The organism is Actinocrispum wychmicini (genome assembly GCF_004345645.1).
Lineage (GTDB): Bacteria > Actinomycetota > Actinomycetes > Mycobacteriales > Pseudonocardiaceae > Kibdelosporangium > Kibdelosporangium wychmicini.
Window position 1 is genome coordinate 266170 of sequence record NZ_SLWS01000002.1, and the last position, 18342, is coordinate 284511.

13 protein-coding genes are annotated in these 18342 nt (G+C 70.0%); 2 read left to right on the forward strand and 11 right to left on the reverse strand.

Features of this window, described 5'->3' with window-relative positions:
- Positions 1-69 precede the first annotated feature (69 nt).
- Positions 70-2031, forward strand: coding sequence for a DUF5107 domain-containing protein (locus EV192_RS09820; protein WP_207925959.1), 1962 nt, complete (start codon positions 70-72; stop codon positions 2029-2031).
- Positions 2032-2060: 29 nt separating this feature from the next.
- On the opposite strand, the gene EV192_RS09825 is transcribed toward EV192_RS09820, so the two are convergent.
- Both EV192_RS09825 and EV192_RS09830 read right to left on the reverse strand, forming a co-directional pair.
- On the reverse strand, positions 2061-3335 hold the full coding sequence (locus EV192_RS09825; protein ID WP_132113609.1) for an ROK family transcriptional regulator: 1275 nt from the start codon (positions 3333-3335) through the stop codon (positions 2061-2063).
- A 109-nt stretch (positions 3336-3444) separates the two neighbouring features.
- Positions 3445-5199 (reverse strand): RICIN domain-containing protein, encoded by a 1755-nt coding sequence (locus tag EV192_RS09830; RefSeq protein WP_132113611.1) that lies wholly within the window; start codon positions 5197-5199, stop codon positions 3445-3447.
- A 272-nt stretch (positions 5200-5471) separates the two neighbouring features.
- Here EV192_RS09830 and EV192_RS09835 point away from each other — a divergent pair, with 272 nt between their 5' ends.
- Entirely contained in the window at positions 5472-5693 is a 222-nt protein-coding gene (locus EV192_RS09835) for a hypothetical protein (RefSeq protein ID WP_132113613.1), read from the forward strand.
- 42 nt (positions 5694-5735) lie between these two features.
- Here EV192_RS09835 and EV192_RS53710 read toward each other — a convergent pair whose 3' ends face one another.
- From EV192_RS53710 to EV192_RS09880, 9 genes are read right to left on the reverse strand one after another with little or no spacing between them, the layout of a single operon-like run.
- Entirely contained in the window at positions 5736-6347 is a 612-nt protein-coding gene (locus tag EV192_RS53710; protein ID WP_165960320.1) for a TetR/AcrR family transcriptional regulator, read from the reverse strand.
- Between the two features lie 47 nt (positions 6348-6394).
- Positions 6395-7993: an AMP-binding protein gene (locus EV192_RS09845; RefSeq protein WP_132113617.1), complete on the reverse strand. Its 1599-nt coding sequence runs from the start codon at positions 7991-7993 to the stop codon at positions 6395-6397.
- Between the two features lie 12 nt (positions 7994-8005).
- Positions 8006-10750, reverse strand: a complete 2745-nt coding sequence (locus tag EV192_RS09850; protein ID WP_132113619.1) for a serine hydrolase — start codon at positions 10748-10750, stop codon at positions 8006-8008.
- Complete coding sequence (locus EV192_RS09855) at positions 10747-12477, reverse strand: CocE/NonD family hydrolase (protein WP_132113621.1); 1731 nt, start codon at positions 12475-12477, stop codon at positions 10747-10749. Before EV192_RS09855 ends, EV192_RS09850 begins: the two co-directional genes overlap by 4 nt.
- 16 nt (positions 12478-12493) lie before the next feature.
- The gene (locus tag EV192_RS09860) at positions 12494-13243 is read right to left on the reverse strand and encodes an SDR family NAD(P)-dependent oxidoreductase (RefSeq protein WP_132113623.1); all 750 of its coding nucleotides are present in this window, start codon (positions 13241-13243) and stop codon (positions 12494-12496) included.
- Positions 13240-14424, reverse strand: a complete 1185-nt coding sequence (locus EV192_RS09865; protein WP_132113625.1) for an acetyl-CoA acetyltransferase — start codon at positions 14422-14424, stop codon at positions 13240-13242. Before EV192_RS09865 ends, EV192_RS09860 begins: the two co-directional genes overlap by 4 nt.
- A complete protein-coding gene (locus EV192_RS09870; RefSeq protein ID WP_132113627.1) occupies positions 14424-15821 on the reverse strand; it encodes an OB-fold domain-containing protein in 1398 nt (465 codons plus the stop codon). Before EV192_RS09870 ends, EV192_RS09865 begins: the two co-directional genes overlap by 1 nt.
- Entirely contained in the window at positions 15818-16636 is an 819-nt protein-coding gene (locus EV192_RS09875; protein ID WP_132113629.1) for an SDR family NAD(P)-dependent oxidoreductase, read from the reverse strand. Before EV192_RS09875 ends, EV192_RS09870 begins: the two co-directional genes overlap by 4 nt.
- Positions 16626-18251, reverse strand: coding sequence for an AMP-binding protein (locus tag EV192_RS09880; protein ID WP_132113631.1), 1626 nt, complete (start codon positions 18249-18251; stop codon positions 16626-16628). Before EV192_RS09880 ends, EV192_RS09875 begins: the two co-directional genes overlap by 11 nt.
- Between the last annotated feature and the right edge of the window lie 91 nt (positions 18252-18342).

An 18342-nucleotide genomic window follows, 5' to 3' on the forward strand; every position in this document is an offset into this window, starting at 1 on the left:
CTTGCCCCCTTTTAGTTATAACAATAGTCGAATTAATTGGCGGAGACCCGAGACCGAATGGGGCGCGGAGTGAGCGCGGTATACCTCGACACCGTGCGGCTGCCTGTCGCCGCGCTCGGCCCGGACAATCCCCTACCACCACTGGGTGCGCCGAAGCTGGTGACGCCGATGGTCGACACCTTGGCCGCCGACCCGGAGATGGCCCGGAACCTTGCCTACGGCCGGCCCAGGACGCTGTTGCCGTACACCGTGCAGGACGGCTACACCCGTGACCTCACCGACCGGGACGTGCCCGTGGCCATAGTGGACAACGGCATCCTGCGCGCCGAGTTCCTGCTGGACTTCGGCGGCCGGATGCGATCGCTGGTGCACCTGCCCACCGGCCGGGAACTGCTGCACCGCAACCCGATCGTGCAACCGGCGAACCTGGCACTGCGCAATGCCTGGTTCGCCGGCGGCGTCGAGTGGAACCTCGGCACCACCGGTCACACGGCTCTGACGTGCGCACCGCTGCACGCGGCCAGGGTGGTCCGGCCCGACGGCGTCGAGGTCCTGCGGATGTGGGAATTCGAACGCGGCCGCGAACTGGTCTACCAGATCGACGCGTACGCGCCCGCGGGCTCTCCCGTGCTGTACGTCCACGTCCGGATCATCAACCCGAACCAGCACGAGGTTCCGGTGTACTGGTGGTCCAACATCGCCGTTCCCGAAACACCTGACACCCGGGTGCTGGCGCCCGCCGACGCGGCCTTCCACCTCGCCTACGACGGTGTTCTGCGCCGGGTACCAGTTCCCACGTACGACGGTATCGACCGCAGCTACCCGACACGCGCCCAGCACGCCGCCGACTACTTCTACGACATCGCGCCGCAGCGCCGCCGGTGGATCGCCGCCCTGGACGGCGACGGCACCGGCCTGGTGCAGTCGTCGACCGACCAGCTGCGCGGGCGCAAACTGTTCCTGTGGGGCCAAAGCACCGGCGGCCACCGCTGGCAGCAGTGGCTTTCCCCGCCGGGGCACCCGTACCTGGAGATCCAGGCCGGCCTGGCCCGTACCCAGCTGGAGCACCTGCCGATGCCCGCCGGCGCACGGTGGTCCTGGCTGGAGGTTTACGGCCTGCTCACCGCGGACGTCGCAAAGGTGCACCACCACGACTGGGACACCGCTTGTGCTGGCACTGAGGAGGCGTTGCACGAGCTGGTCCCCCGGCACGTCGTGGACGCGGAGCTGGACGCCGCCCGGCAGTGGACCGACCAGCCGCCGACCCAGCGTCTGCACTCCGGATCCGGTTGGGGCGCACTGGAACAGCGCCACCGCGGCACGGACGGCGATCATTCCCTGGACCTACCGGGGACCCCGTTCGACACCGACACCCTCGGCTGCGAGCAGCAACCGTGGCTGGCCCTGATCGACACCGGCGACATCCCGGCGCCCCCGTCCCGGGCCACGCCGGGCTCCTACCAGGCCAGCCCAGGCTGGCGGCAGCGGCTCGAACACGCCCGGGACAACTGGTTCGTCTGGCTGCACCGCGGCGTGGCCCGCTGGCACGCCGGCGACACCGACGCCGCCCGCGACGCCTGGCACGCCTCGCTGAACGCGACCGCCAACCCGTGGGCGTTGCGCAACCTGGCCGCACACGACCTGCACGCCGGGAACGCACACAACGCGGCGTCCACACTGCTTCTCGCGGGCACCATGCTGCCCTACATGCGGTCACTCGCGGTGGAAACACTCCAGGCTCTGCTCGTCGCCGACCGCCCGACCGAGGCGCTTGCCCTCGTCGACCGGCTGCCACCGCACCTGCGCGCCCACGGCCGAATCCGGATGCTCGAGTGCGCCGCCGCTCTCGCCGCCAGTCGCCTGGACCGGGCCACCCGCCTGGTGGACACCGGCATTGTCGTGGCCGACCTTCGCGAAGGCGAGGACGCCCTCGACCAACTCTGGTTCGCCTACCACGACCTGCGCGCCGACTCCGGGACAGCCACCGAGGACCACCCGCTGCCCTGCCTCTACGACTTCCGCATGACGTAACACCTGTCCATAGTGGAATCGGCGGACGCTCAGGAAGATGAGTCGGGTGGCGCCGAGACCGATCCGGGGTCGGCGAAAACGGACTCCAGGGCGGCCTGGGCCGCGCCACGTGCGGCGCTGGTGAATCCCAGGGTGGAGGCCAGCAGCCGGCATCCCCCGGCGTTGGGCGCCATGGCGCGGTCGTCGACGACCTGCCGGACGGTGTCGAGGAGGTGGTCACTGAGAATCGCGAAGTAACCGCCCAGTACCACGGCTTGGGGGTTGAGGATGTCGACCAGCAGGCCGATGCCGAGGCCGAGACCATGTGCGATGCGGTCGAGCGCGGCCAGCGTGCGGCTGTCCCCCGCCGCCGCCCGGGAGCGGATCTCGGCCAGCCGGTCCTCCAGGTCGCGGGTGGGGTCGCGAACCGGATCGTCAGGTTCGGCGGCGTGCCGCATGAGGGCGGCGAGCCCGACCATGGTCTCCCAGCAGCCGCGCCTGCCGCAGGCGCACGGTTGCGGGTCGGGATCGAGTGGCATGTGGCCGACTTCGCCGGCGAACCCGGCCGCGCCCAGAAACAACTGCCCGTTGGTGATGATCCCGGCGCCGACACCGACTTCGCCGGTGATGTAGATCAGATTGTGGACGCCGAAAGTTCCGGCGACGGCGTATTCGGCGATGGCACCGAGTCTGGCGTCGTTGCCGAGCGTGACGGGCGGGGCGTGGGGGCCGAGCCGCGCGGTGAGGCCGCTCACGATCGGCAGGTGTGACCAGCCCATGTTGGCGGCGAAGATCACGACTCCGGTGTCCTGGTCGATCTCACCTGGAGCCGCCACCGTAATGCCGATGACGTCGACCCCATCCGCGCGGACGCGGTCGATGGCGCGGGCGAGCAGGGCGGCGACGGCGTCGAGCAGAGCGTCGCTGTCTTGTTTCGGGCTGATGGTGATCCGCTGGTCCAGGATCATGTCACCGCGCAGATCGAGCGCGATGGCCCGGGCGTAGTCGACACTGATCTCCACGCCGAGCCCGCACAGCGTCCGGCCGTACAGCTCGACGGCCTGCCTGGGGCGCCCGATGCTCCCACCCCGTTGCACGTCGCCTTCCCGGACGAGGTTGCGTTCGACGAGTTCGTTGACCAGGTTCGAGATCGTGGCTTTGGGCAGGCCAAGGTCCTCGGCGAGCAAGGTGCGCGACCGGGGGCCGACGTTGCGCAGACGGCGAAGGATCAGACCGAGGTTGGTACGCCGGATCGAGGCCCGGTTCGCGACATCCTGATGTCGCGCCGCCGGAACCGCGCTCTCGGGTACGTGTTGGTACACCATCGCCCACAATCCTGCCCTATGAATCACGGCCAGTGGAGTGCCCGGGGTTGACGTGGCCGGTTGCCGCGTCAACCCCGGGCACTCCGCTCTCATGTGGCCAGTGTGAGTGTCACTGCACCTGGTTGGACGCGGAGAGCTGCGTCGCGGTACGGGTGAAGGTCAGCACCTGCGCCGCCGAGGGGGTGCGGTCGCCGCTGGCGGCGCTGCTGGTGTTGTCCCAGTTGCGTTGCGGGGTGGTCACCAGGGATTGGCCGGTGACGCTCAGTGCCAACCCGTTGTAGCGGCTGACCAGGCGGTAGGTGCCGGTGGGACCCGAGTCGGTGACGACCGGCTGCAAGGACCACTGCTGCCGAACGTCGGTGCTGTGTGCCGGTGCCGGAGTGACGGCAGCACCCCAGGCCCGGCCTGCGTCGCCGCTGCTGGCCACGCCCAGAGCCTGGCCCGCGGCCTTGTTGGTGACGGTGTAGAAGCCATCGCCGGTGGGGGTCAGATTCCACTGCTGGGACTGCGAGGTGCTGGCGCCGTCGCTGCCCTGGGCCAGCTGTCGGCCGTTGGCGGCGGTGATCTGGTAGGAGGCGGTGCCGTCAGCCTTTGCCGCCAGCTGCGACGCCTGATCGATCGTGACCGGCACGTACGTGGCGTTGGAGCTCGCGGTGCAGAAGAAGGAGCAGTAGGTGCGGAACGTCCTGCCCACCGTGTTGGAGGTGGTCAGGGTGGCGGAGTCCACGAACCACCGGTACCACGAACTGGCGCTCAGCTTGTTGGCGGGAACGCTGCCGATGTCGGTCCACTTCTGGGTGGCCAGGTTGCTCGTGGCGTAGATGTGCAGCGGCAGGTGCTGGCCGGGGGGCTGGTTCTGCGGCGTCCCGATGTACACGCCCAGGTAGGAGTCCCAGGCGACGTTCATCAGGGCCAGCGGCGAGTCACCGCTGGGCAAGGTGCCCGCGGACCTCTGCTGGGCGACCGTGCCCGGCTTGGTGGGGTTGTAGTTGACGGACGTGTATCCGGTGCTGGACTGGCTGGTGGGAACGATGTTGCTTTCCTGCCCGCCGACACCGGCGGTCTGCCACGCGCCGTTGTACCACTTCTGCCACGACGACGGCGTCATCTTCTGCGAGATGGGTGCGCGCGCCACGTGCTCGAGCCACATGTTGCCGCCGCCGCTCTTGTCGAGCACCCTGCTGCCGTAGAAGACGTAGAAGTAGCCCGAAGCGTTGTCGACGAACAGGCGCGGATCGCCGTCGCCGTAGTAGTACGTCTGGTTCGGGAACTGGGCGGTGTCGTTGCGGACGGTTCTGAACGGTGAGGTGATGACGTGGTTCTGGATGGTCCAGCTGCTGCCATGGTTCTGGGACGTGGCGTAGTCGATTGAGTCGTAGTGCAGGCCGTCACCGAACGGCTGTGGCGTGAACTCGTTGTGGATCAGGCCGTACCAGGTACCGGTGTCCGGGTCGACCCACACGCCCATCAGGTCGCAGAAGTTTCGCTGCGAGTAGCCGGAACCAGCGGGTGCGTAGGTGGCTTGCACGCCGGTGGGACTGTTGTTGCACAGCGTTGTCGTGTTGGCGTTGGCGCCGGTGTTGCTGATCGACGCGAGGGTGGCCGTGTCGAATCTGCTGCCGCTGTAGAAACTCCACCTGCGGCTGTCGTTCGCGCCGTAGAGAGAGTGCGATTGCTGGTAGTAGAACTTGCCGTTCGTGTCGATGAACAGCCCCGCGGGGGTGTCGTCGGGGTTGCTCCAGGAACCAGGCGTCCCCGCGGTCACGGTGTATGTGGCTGCTTCCGCCGTGTTGGCGGTCGTCGTCGCCAGGGCCAGGACCGCGGCAAGCGCGACTCCTAACCGTCGTGTTGTGGTTCGCGCCATTGCGATCCTCTCGGTGCAGGGTCAACGGAAGAGGCCAGGTGAGCTCGGCAGTGCGGTCGCGGGACCACCGGCGCCCCGGGGCGAGCCGCTGACCTGAGGGTATTTCGTTCGTACATTGTCCAAACTAATGCGACGTGGCAAGTGTCCGAGCCAATCCCCCGGAAGTCAAGAGGCAGCCGTCCTGATCCCGCAGATGGCCGGCTTGTCAGGTCGGAGCAAGGCATAGCCTTGCCGCACAGACAAAGCAGGGCAGCCGGAGAACGGAGTGCATCATGATCGTTCGCCTGTCCCGTCGCGCCTTGGCATCCGGCGTGGTCCGCATCGTCGCCGTAGCGGGCGCGGCGCTCGCGTCAACCGAGGCCGCCGCCGCGACCACAACGTCCTGCACGAGCGGCTTCAGCCCATGGACGTTGACATCGGTCAACCTCCCCGGCCCGAACACCAACTGCAACAGCACCAGCCTGTCCGCCGTGAACTGCACGATCACCAGGTGACACTTCGTCCACGGCGACCTTGGCACCGACCGGCGCGGTGGGTCAGGCGGACCGCCGGGTGACTATCCGCAGCGCCAGTTGGGCGTGGAAGCGGGCGAGTCCGGCGATGTCCCTGCTCGGGTGGGGGCCGGCCGCGTCGGACAGGCGGATCGCGACGTTCGCCAGTGCGGTCGCGGTGAGTTTGATCTCGTTGACGTTGTCGTAGATGGGAATGACGAACTGGCCGGTGGCGATGCCCGCCTCGATGATCTTCTCGATGCGGCGGCGGTTGGTCCGCCGGAACTCGACCTCTTCCTTGAGGTACGCCTCGCTGAGTTCCACATAGTCGACGTTGGCGACCTTGACGGCATCGGGATGGCGCAGCGCGAACAGGGCCATCGCCTCGACGACGTTGAACAGCAGTTGGGCGGGGTCGTCCGGGTCGGCCGCCTGCTCGCCCCGCTTGATCATGACGGTGAACTCGTCGCCGAGCTTTCTGAGGATGGTGAAGAGGAGCTCGTCCTTGGACTGGAAGTGGTTGTACATGGCGCCTGGGGTCAGGCCGCACTCCAGCATGATCTCCTTGACCGGGGTGCCCCGGTAGCCCTGGGCCGCGAACAGCTTCAGTGCCACTTCCTCGATGCGGCGCCTGGCCGGGCTGTCGGGTTCGGCCACGGGCTTGTCTCCTCGCGCGATCCACGGTGAATGTACGTTCACACATATTACCGGCGATGGCTGATCCGGTCCCGGTGCACCCGGATCCCGGCTGCCTCCCGGTCCCAGGTGTCGGCCGTCAGTCCGGTGGTTCTGAGCTTGTGTTTCTCGACCTTCGCCGAGGGTGTCCTGGGGAGTTCGCCGAGGAACCGCACGTAGCGCGGGATCATGAAGTGCGCCAGGCGCGGCCGTAGGTGCTCGATCAGGTCGGCCGGGTCGAGACGGTGGCCGTCGGCGAGGGCGAGCACGGCCAGCACCTCCTCCTCGCTGTGCTCGCTGGGTACACCGACGACTGCCGCCTCGCGGATGGCCGGGTGCGCGAGCAGTTCGGCCTCGACCTCGAACGAGGAGATGTTCTCGCCGCGACGGCGGATGGCGTCCTTCGCGCGGTCGACGAAGAAGAAGTTGTCCTCGCCGTCCCGGCGGAACAGGTCGCCGGTGTGGAACCAGCCGTTGCGCCAGGCGTGCGCGGTGGCCTCGGGCATGGCGTGGTATCCGGCGTTCATCGACCACGGCAGGTCGGCACGGACGATCAACTCGCCCACCTCGCCGGCGGCGACCTCGCGGTCGTGCTCGTCGACGAGCCGGACCTCGACACCCGGGCGGGGCCGCCCGCAGCTGCCCACCGCGGTCGGATTGGGTTCCGACACCAGCGGATTCGACGTCTCGGTCATGTTGAACACGGTCAGCACCTGGACGTCGAACCGCTTGGCGAACGCGATGGCGTCGGCTGTCAGCGGCACCGTGAGGGCGAAGCGGAGTGGGTTGTCGGTGTCGTCGGCGCGGGGCGGTTGTTGGGAGAGGAAGGCGACGGGTGCGCCGAGGAGGGTGCAGGCGGTGGTGCCGGTCCGGCGGACGACGTTCCAGAAGTCCTTGGTGTCGAAGCCGCGGCTGACCACCATCGACGCGCCCAGCGCGAGCACCCCGTTGACGGCAAGGGTGGCGGCACCGTGGAAGAAGGGCGTGTTGACGAGGTAACGGTCGTGTTCGCCGAGGCGGCCGAGGACAGCCACCGCCGTGCAGTGGGCATGCAGGTGGGGGCAGCGGACTCCTTTGGACGGCCCGGTGGTGCCCGAGGTGTACATGATCGTCTGGAGGTCCCAGGGCTGGACCGGCCGGTCCGGGGCCGGCAGCGCGTCCGGGTCGCCGTCCAGCGCGTCGCGGCCGAGGATCCGCCAGGGTGCCGGGGCGGCCGGGGTGTCGCCCAGCACGACGACAGTGTCCAGTCCGGGGGTGTCGACGTGCCGCAGCCGGTCCACCAGTTCGGGGTGGACCACGGCCACCCGCGCCCCGGTCGTGGTGACCACGTGCCGCAGTAGATTTCCCTTGTAGGCCAGGTTGATCGGTACGTAGACGGCACCGATGAGGTTGATGCCGAACCAGGTGCGCAGCACGTCCGGTCCGTTGGGCAGCCAGACCAGCACCGGATCGTCCTGCTCGACGCCGAGACCGCGCAGGCCGGCGGCGGTCCGCCGGGCCTCTGCCATGGCGTCGCCGTAGGTCCACGTCACGTCGTCGTCGAACACGGCGAACGTCCGCTCCGGGTGGGCGTTCGCCCCCTTGGCCAGCAATGCGGGCAGCACGCAGTCCTCAGCCGGCGGGATCATGGGCGTCTCCTCTCACCGGACAGTGTGGACGCAGTGGTAGAGCGCGTCGATCAAGGGGCGGGACCGGTCGTCCTGGATCTTGTGCGCCATGTGGTTACGGATGTAGCCGATGCTCAGCCCGGCCGCGGGGTCGGCGATCGCGAGCGCGCCGTTGGCGCCGGAGTGGCCGAACGCCGTCGGGGTCGGTGCGTCGAAGAAGATGCCTCCCGAGACGGCGAAGCCGAGCCCCCAGGCGGTCGGTCCGAGGACGACCTGGTCCGGGCCCACCGCGTGCGGCCTGGTGGCGCGGGCGACGGTGTCCGGGGTGAGGATCCGGTGTCCGTCGACCTCGCCGATGAGCGCGGCGTACAGGCGGGCGACCGACCGGGCGTCGGCGATGCCGTTGGCTGCCGGCACCTCCATGGCGTGGTAGCGCGGCGAGTCCATGTCCTCGCCGATCTCGACCGGACCCATCGTGCGCTGCCCGATGGTGAGGTCGCGGCGGAAGAACGACGGGTCGCGCCTGCCGGGATCGCGGTACATCGCCAGGAACTCGGGGTCGAGGTACAGCTCGGAGAGTTCGTGCAGGAACCGGTTGTAGTCCTCGTCGCCGTAGTCGGCGACCAGGGCGTCGGGGTGGTCGAAGTCGACCCGGTGGACCGGCGCCACCCGGGCCTCGTGTTCGGCCGGCAGCCCGATCCACATGTCGAGGTCCAGCCGCGGCGCCACGTGCCGGGCGAGGTACTGACCAGGGGTGAGCCCGGACAGCCGGCGGACCAGTTCACCGATCAGCCAGCCGATGGTCAGCCCGTGGTAGCCGTGCGCCGTTCCCGGCGTCCACAATGGACGCTGCGCGGCCAGTGCGTCCACCACCGGATGCCAGGCCTCGCAGTCGTCGAGGGTGATCCAGCGGTCGACGGCGGGCAGCCCGGCCTGGTGGCTGAACAGCAGCGAGACGGGGATGTCGGCCTTGCCCTCGGCGGCGAACTCGGGCCAGTACTCGACGACCGGCGCGGCCAGGTCGAGCAGCCCCTGGTCGACCAGCATCAGGCCGCAGATCGCGGTCAGTGCCTTGGTGGACGAGTCGACGGTGGCGATCGTGTCGCGCTGCCACTCGGCGCCGCTGCCGGCGTCCGCGATCCCACCCCAGAGGTCGACGACCGGTGTGCCGTCTAGGTACACCGCGAACGCCGCGCCCACCTCCGTCCGCTCGTCGAAGTTCTCCTGGAACACCGCCCGGACGGGCTCGAAACCGGGTGCGACGAAGCCGTCGATCTTCGTTGTGGGCAGCACGGACGGCGTCACCCGGCTGCGGATGGACGGGCCGCCGGTGCGCTCCGCCGGTGTTCGGGTGGTGCGGTCGTCTGGCATGGTGGACCACCATTTCTCGCCGATCGGGGTGGACGGGGTGCCGCCGAGGAACAGTTCCCGGCCGAGCGCGTGGAAGTTCGCGGCGCCGCGCAGCCGGCCGAGCACCGCCATGGTGCCCATCGTGTAGCGCAGCAGCATGCTCAACCACGGCGGCTGGTAGCTGGCCTTGCGTGACTTGTAGAACTCCGCGGTGGGTTTCTGCGCCGCCGCGATCAGCCGGCCGATGTGCCGCGGGTCGAGCCGGGTCTCGGTGTCCTCGTCGACCGGCCCGGCCAGCAGCGGACCCAGCTCGGCCCAGAGCTTCGCCGGGTTCCCGCCGTTGTCCGGCAGGAGCCCGAGGCCGGTCAGCCCGGCCACCAGCGCGTCCCAGTCGTCCTGGACCGCGGCCACGACGGGCGCGATGGCTCGGGCGTGGTCATCCGGGGTCATCCGCTCCACCAGCCCGAAGTCCAGGAAGCAGACCCGGCCGTCGTCGAGGAACAGGTAGTTGCCCGGGTGCGGGTCGCAGGAGAACACCCCGCCGGCCACCGAGCCGTAGGCGAAACGGTAGATGGTCTCGGCGTACCGGTCCCGTTGCGCCTGCGGCCGGTCGAGGATGTCGTGGAAACCTTGGCCGTCAACGAACTCCGAGGTCAGTACCCGCCGTCGGCTCAGCTCGGGCACCACCTCAGGGATCTTCACGTACGGGTGGCCGCGGTACAGCTCGGCGAAGTAGGTCTGGCTGGCGGCCTCGATCTCGTAGTCGAACTCGTCGCGCAGCATCGAACCGAGGTCGGTGAGGATGGCCTCGACGTCGAACCCGACTCCGGTCAGCGCCCAGGCGCGGGACAGGTCGGCGACCGCGTCGAAGTCGGTCATGATGGCCGTTTCGACGCCGGGGTACTGGACTTTGACGACGACCGCGCGGCCGTCGGGCAGGGTCGCGCGGTGCACCTGCCCGACCGAGGCCGCGGCGATCGGCTCCGGCGAGAAGGACGCGAACCGCGCCAGCGGCCGTGGTCCGAGCTCGTCGGTGAGGATGCCCAGCACCACCTCGTAGTCCATCGGCTCGGCGTGCGTCTGGAGTGCGGTCAGGTGCTTCTCCGTGCCCGGGTCGAGCCCGCCGGCGAAGGACGCGAACTGGCCGAACTTCATGGCCAGGCCCTTCATGTCGCCCATCGCCCTGGCCACGTCGGCCGCGGCTTTCTCGGTGGCGGCGGAGCGCAGCGCCGCTTGGTTGGCGTTGGTGGTGAACAGGCCGCGCAGCCGTGCTCCGGCGAGTGTGCGGCCCGCCCGGTAGGTCATCCGGACCAGTTCGCTGCGCCGCTGGTTCGCGTCACCGCCGCGGCGGGCGAACACGGCGCGCAGGATGTCGGCCTGGAGGCGGCCAAGCGCTCGCCAGCGCTGTCCTCGACGTGGATCGTTCACTGGTGCTCCTGTCCTGTGTGGCCAGTGGCGGAGAGGACGGACAGTCGCAGCACGGACTCGTGGTACACGCGCTGGGTGGCGGCCAGTCCGGCGGCATCGGTACCGATCGCGTTGCCGGTGTTCAGGTTGCGGTCGAAACGGGGGAAGTTGCTGCTGGTGACGGACAGCCGAAGCCGGCTGCCCGGACGGAACCGCCAGGCGGTCTCCCCGCAGTCCACCCGCAACGCGACCGGCACACCGGGGTCGAGCGGCACCTCGCGGTCGAGGCCTTCGCGGTAGCGGGCGCGGGTGATGCCGTCGACGACGGCGATCGAGCGGCCGTCGGGCAGCACCTCGGTCAGCCGAGCGACGAAGTCGGTGTCCACAGCGGACGACGACACCCGCATGTCCACCAGGACCGGACCGACGACATCGAGTGGCCGCTCCAGTGGCGCCGACGTGTAGCACAACACGTCCCGCCGTCGTTCTACAAAGGACACATCGCGCGGGCCGGTGACCTCGTTGCCGAGCGCCACGCGGCCACCGTGGGTGGGCACCGGATCGTCGGGGTCGTAGACGTACTCGTCGTACCCGGCCGCGCCGGTCACCACGTCGGTCAGGCGGCCGTCGCCGGCCGAGGTCCTGGCGTCCCCGCCGCTGGCGAGCGCGAGTTCGCAGGTGGTGGTGCCGGCCGGCGGCCACTGGTCGGCGGTACGCCATTCGTTCGCGCCCATCAGGAAGTACTCGACCGGCGGCAGATCCCGCCCGGCGCCCCGCAGGTGCCGGTCGAAGAACGCGAGCTGCTTCTCGGTCAGGCCCGCGCCGGCACCCTCGGCGGATATCCCGAAGTTCAGGTCACCCTGTCCGGCGGGGGCGCTCGACGCGTGCGCCCACGGCCCGACGATCAGCCGATGCTCGGCCGCGCCTGCCGTCGCGAGCCGGGAGAACCCGCGCACACCCGCGTCGCAGTAGATGTCGAACCAGCCGGCCAGCGACAGGCTGGGCACCGCGATGGCGTCGACGTCGAACTCGGCGGTGTCCGCGAACCGTCCACTGAGGACGTCGGCGAGGTCGGCGACCACGCCGGCGGACAGCCCGGGCATGTCCAGCAGCGGGAGGTGGCGGGTGGCGAGGTCGGGATCGGCCGCGACCGCGGCGATCTCACCGAGCACCACCTGATCCACTGGTTCTCCCTTGGCCTGACTGGTGATCAGCCGTTCCAGCGCCATGTACGCCAGCCAGGACACCCCCTGCGCCAAGGGGAAGGCCCCGCCGTCCGCCTGGCGTTGGAGCGCGCCGCCGGCCGCGATGGCCGGGGCGATCGCCTTCAGATGGGGCGGGCGCAACGCGGCCCCGACCCACTGGACGATCCCGAGGTACGACCCGCCGACCATGCCGACGTTGCCGTCGCACCAGTCCTGGGCCGCGATCCACTCCACCGTGTCGTAGGTGTCCAGGCCCTCCTGCGGCCACATGATCGGCGCCCACTCGCCGTCGGAGGCGTAGCGGCCACGCGTGTCCTGGACGAGGACGGTGTAGCCGGCGGCGAGTGCGTCGGTGGTACGGAACCAGTCGCTGTTCGGCATCGCGACGGCCTTGTTGTAGGGCAGGCGGCGCAGCAGCACCGGTCGCGGCGTCTCGTCCGCCGTGCGCCATACGTCGCCGCGCAGGATGACCCCGTCCCGCATCGGCATCTCGACGTCGCGGTGTACGACCAGGTTCGGCTTGGTGCTCAAGGGTTTCTTCATGATGTGATGTGTGCTTTCAGTGGCGGATCCAGCCGCCGTCGACGAACAACGACTGACCGGTGATGTAGGCGGCCTGATCACTGACGAGGTAGGTGACCGCGCCGGCCACGTCGGTGGGCAGTCCCATCCGCGCGATCGGCTGGGTGGCCACCTGCTTGTGCGCGACGGTCGCGAGGTTCGCGGCATCGACCTGGCCGGTGTCGATGAACCCCGGACACACCGCGTTGGACCGGACGCCCTCGCGGCCGAGCTCGACGGCCAGCGAGCGGGTCAGGGTGAGCAGACCGCCCTTGGAGGCGTCGTAGCCGATCTGCCCGAAGAACCCGATGACCGCGGTCGAGCAGACGTTGACGATGGCACCGTGCCCGGATTCGGCGAGGTGGTCGACGGCGGCCTGGGCGAGGAAGAACGGCCCGCTCAGGTTGGTCGCCAGCACCTGGTGCCACTGCTCGGGCGTCCACTGGCGGATCTTCAGCCGGCGCCCGGTCGCCGCGTTGTTGACCAGGATGCCCAGCCCGCCGAGCCGGGCGACGGTCTCGTCGACGACCGCCCGTGCCGTGCCCGGCTCGCTCACGTCACCGGGGACGGCCACGCACTGGTGCCCGGCCGCGGTGAGCTCGGCCACGGTCCGGCCGGCCGCCGCGGTGTCGATGTCGTTGACGGCGACGAGCGCCCCCTCGGCCACGAGCAGGCGGGCGATCCCGGCGCCGATGCCCCGGCCGGCCCCGGTGACGAGCGCGACGCGGCCGGTCAGCTCCCTGGTCATCCGCGCTCAGCCCCCCACACCGAGACGAAGGAGACGCACTCGCCTGGGTAACCGCCGAGGTTCTGGGTGACGGCGTACTTGCCGGTCAGGTCAAGCTGCCGGTCCGCCGCCTCGCCCCGCAGCTGCGACCAGCACTCGAAGATCATCCGGATCCCGGACGCGCCGAGCGGGTGACCGAACGACTTCAGGCCACCGTCCGGGTTGACCGGCAGCGCGCCGTCCCGGTCGAAGGTGCCCGCGAGGATCTCCTTCCACGCGGTGCCACGATCGGCGAAGCCGAGGTCCTCCATCAGGATCAGTTCGGTGATGGTGAAGCAGTCGTGCACCTCGGCCATCCCGATCCGGTCCGGCGAGCCGACGCCCGCCTGGCCGAACGCCTCCCGGCGGGAGGCCACGACCTCGGGGAAGGTGCTGAAGTCGTACCCGGGATCCATCGCGCCGGTGCCCGGTCCGGTGACGAACGACATGCCCCGCAGGTAGATCGGGCGGTCGGTGTACTTCTCCGCGTCCTCGGCCCGCACGACCACGGCCGCGGCCGCACCGTCGGAAAGCCCGCCGCAGTCGAACAGGCTGAGGTTCCCGGCCAGTGGCGGCGCGGTGGCGAGCGCCTCCTTGCTGACCCGCGTCCGCAGGTGTGCCCTGGGGTTTCCGGCGCCGTTGTCGTGGTTCTTCCACGCCACGTGCGAAATAGCGTCCTTGAGGTCGGTTTCGCTGACCCCGTACTTGTGCGCGTAGGCGGTGAACAGGTAGCTGTAGGAGCCGGGTGCGGAGATGTCGAGCCGGGTGCCATCGCTGAACGGGTGCGTGAACGGGATGCCGGCGATACCAGGATCGCTCATATGCTCGGCGCCGATCGCCAGCGCGACGTCGTACGCGCCGGAAGCGACGGCGTAGCAGGCGTTGCGGAACGCGTCCGACCCGGTGGCGCAGTAGTTCTCATTGCGACTGACCGGTTTGTAGCCGATCTTCAGTGGCCGCGACAGTGTGGTGCCTGCCACGCCGGAGCCGAAGGTACCCAACCAGTAGGCGTCGACCTGGTCCTGGCGGACACCGGCCGAGTCGAAAGCGGCCACGGCGGCCTCGACGAGCAGGTCGTCGAGACCGCGGTCGCGGTGGTGACCGAACCGGGTGCAGCCCATCCCGACGATCGCGATCTGGTTCTTCAGTCCGTGGGACCCCATCAGCCCGCCTCTCCGCGCACTGGACGCGCTTTCCAGAAATAGTTGTGCACGCCGTCCCGGGTGTGGCCGCGCCGGAAGACCATCTCGACGGCCAGGCCCGGCGCGATGGCCGTGTCGTCCACTTCGGTCAGTTCGCACTCCAGGCGCCCGCCGCCGTCGAAGTCGATGACGGCGTAGCTCGCCGGCGGATGCGGTGACCACGCCAGGCGGTCCGTGGTGCCGGTGACCACGCGGGCCGGCCGGCCGGCGACGGGCCGGACCCGCATGTCGTCGACCGCGCCACACGAGGCGCACACTCGCTGCGGAGGCAGGTGGACCGCGCCACACGAGCAGACCGACCCCCGCAGCGCGAACTTCCAGCCGGTCGCACGTCGCGCGGGTGGTCCCATCGGCGCCTTCGGTGTCGGGCGGGGCAGGTCCTCCACCGGCAGGAGGCCACGCCACCGCAGGACGGTGAACTGGTCCACCGGGTCGTCGCACGCGGCCGCCTGGTCGCCGAACGGGATCCGTTGCCGGCCGCTCACCAGCGCGTCGGTGGTCCGCAGGACGACCGCGTCCGCGCCGTCGGCGAGGCTGACCACGACGATGTGCTGGCCCGGTTCGGCGAGATCCAGCACCGCGGCGAGTTGCACCCCGGCGTCGGCGGCCCCGGCCTGACCCAACCCGCCCGTGGAGTCCACTGTAGACGCTTCGGGCCGGGTGCCCGCCGTGCGGCGCAACGTACGGGCCGCACGGCGGTTGGTCGAGGAGACGAGCAGGTAGTCGATCTCGCTCGCGGTGAGCCCCGCCTGCTTGAGCGCGGCGTCGAACGCGCGCTGCCCGGCCGGCACGTACTGCTCGGCCCCGAAGTGCTCCTCCCAGCGGCGGTCGGCCGGCGCGCCCGGCAACCGCCACCGTTCCAGGATCTCCATGGTGACCGCGGCGTCGCCGAGCACCTCGGCGATGACCGACGGCCCGGAGCCGGTGACGAACGCGACGGCCGCGTCCGCGCCCTCGCGCTCGTCCGGCCCGCCGGGCAACCCGCCGCGCATGTCCGACACCGCGAGCAACTGGGCGCGATCCTGTTGGGCCGCCTCGATGAGCAGGGCCAGGGCGGACCGGGTCGCCGAGCCCGCGTCGGTGGCGCGGACGGATTCGTCCAGCCCGAGCGCGGCGTGCACCGCCGACGCGTTGTTCTTCACCAGATACGGCGGAACTGGTGTGGTGACCTTGACCGCGGCCAGGTCCGGATGGCGGCCGGCGGACAGCACCCGGCGGCATGCCTCGACCGCCATCGTGGTGGTGTCCTCGTCGTGGCAGGCCACCAGCCGCCCGTGCCCGCCGGCCCTGGTGCCCAGTGCCGCCTCGGTGATCCGGTAGTGCGGCAGGTAGCTGGCGTAGCCGATGATTCCGGTCATCTCGCTCCTCGTGATCGCTGCAGGCGCCACGTCGTCGCACCGCGCCGGCGGAAGTCGTTCGTGTACCAGCCGGCGCCGGGGATGGCGCCGCCGCCGTCCACGACCAGCGCGGTCCCGGTGACGTACGCCGCCTCGTCGCTGAGCAGGTAGCAGACCGTCCTGGCGACGTCCGCCGGCACCCCCAGCCGTCCTAACGGGACATTCGAGAGCACGTGGTCCTCGGCGCCCGCGGCCAGGATGGCCTGGGTCATCGGCGTCGAGACGACACCGGGCAGCACGGCGTTGACCCGGATGTCGTGCGCCCCGAGTTCGTAGGCCATGACGGCGACGAGCATGTTCAGCGAGGCCTTGGCGCTGCAGTAGGCGGCCATCATCGCGGTGGGGACGACAGCGCCCGTCGACGAGGTGACCACGATCGAGCCGGGAGTGCCGTGCCGCACCATCCGGACGGCCGCGGCACGGGCGGTGAGGAACGTGCCGTGCACGTTGACGTCGAAGGCCCGGCGCCAGTCGTCGAAGGACGTGTCGAGCACCGACCCGACCGATCCCCAGCCGGCGTTGGCGAACACCAGGTCGATCCGGCCATACCGGTCGACGACGGTGTCGAACAGGCCGTCCACCTGGTCCGGGTCGGTGGTGTCGCAGCCGGCGGCCCAGGCGCTGGGGCCGATCTTCGCCGCCTGGTCCCGTGCGCCGTCGCCGTTCAGGTCGGCGAGGACGACGGTCGCCCCGCGCTCGGCCAGCAGGTGCGCTGTGGCGCCGCCGATACCGCCGGCCGCGCCGGTGATCACCGCGACCTGACCGTCATACCGCATCGTGTGCCTCCGTCCGGGTGCCACCGAGCACGAGACCGCTGGTGGCGCGGTCCCATGTGTCCGGCGTGACTCCGTCCTGCCGCAGCAGGTATTTCCGTACCTTGTTGGTGGGTGTGCGGGGCAACGTGTCCACGACCCGCACGTACCGGGGAACCATGAAGTGCGGCATACGCGGGATGAGCCAGCGCGTCAGGGCCTCCGGGTCGATCGTCCGGCCGGGCACCGCGGTCACGACGACCAGCACGTCGTTCTCGGTGTCGGCACTGGGCACCGGCACCGCCGCCGCGTCCTGCACATCGGGGTGCGCGGCCACGTCGGCCTCCACCTCGAAGGAGGAGATGTTCTCGCCGCGCCGGCGGATGGCGTCCTTCATGCGGTCGACGAAGAAGTAGTCGCCTGCCGCGTCGCACCGAAAGGCGTCGCCCGTGTGGAACCAGCCGTTTCGCCAGGCATGCGCGGTCTCCGCCGGCATTCCCAGGTAGCCGTGGCTCATCGCCCATGGCGTGTCCGTGCGGACGATCAACTCGCCGACCTCGCCGATCGGCACCGGCCGGTCGTGCTCGTCCACCAGCCGTAGCGTCACGCCGGCCCGCGCTCGTCCGCAACTGCCCACCCGGTCGGGATTCCTGGCCGAGACGATCGGTGCGGAGACCTCGGTCATGTTGAAGACCGTGTACACGTCCACCCCGAACCGATCGCGCAACCGCGCGCCGTCCTCAGTGAACGGAACGAGGAAGACCGTGCGCAGCGGGTTGTCGGCGTCGTCAGGGGATTCCGGCCGGCTCAGCAGGAACCGTGCCATCGCACCGAGCAACGTGACGACGGTGACGCACTCGGCCCGCACGACGTCCCAGAATTCCTCGGTGCGGAACCGGGGACAGACGACGAACGAGCCGCCGATCACCAGCGCGGCATACGCGTCCTGGGTGGCGCCGGCGTGGTAGAGCGGTAGGGCGATCAGGGACCGCTCACCCGGCCGGAAGTTGTCCGCGACCGCCCGCACGGTCTCGTACTGGTGCAGGTGCGAGCACAGCACACCCTTGGACGGCCCGGTGGTGCCCGAGGTGAAGACGACACACTGGGTGTCCCACGGCTCGACCGGCGTCTCCGGCTCGGTGAATCCGGCGCCGTCCCCGGTGAGGAGCTCGAAGGGCGCCGTCGCGACGAGGAGTTCGGGGCTGGGCGGGCCGGGACCGACGACCACGGCGACTTCCAGGCCCGCCAGGTCGACGTCGGCCAACCGGTCGAGGAGCGTCGCGTGGACCACCAGCACCTTGGCCTGGCTGATGCGGATCACGTGCTCGAGGATCGCCCCGCGATAGGCCAGGTTCATCGGCACGAACGCCGCGCCGAGCAGGTTGGCGCCGAACCAGACCCGCAGCACCTCCGCGCCGTTCGGCAGCCAGGCGAGCACTCGGTCGCCCACGACGACACCGAGCTGCCGCAGACCACGGGCTGCTGCTCGGGCTGCCGCGTAGGCGTCCATGAAGGACCATTCCTCGCCGGTGTCGGTGAACGTCGCGTACGGGTCGTCCGGCTGTTCCCGGGCGCGCCGGCGGAGCAGGCCCGGGACCGTGCACTCGTCCCGGTCCGGAAACCGTGGGTCGTGCGTCATCGGGAATCACCACCACTTGGCATATGAATGAACATTTATTATCGTACGATCTTGCGCCAGGACAGCCCAGAGCGCAACCCCCTGATCCTTC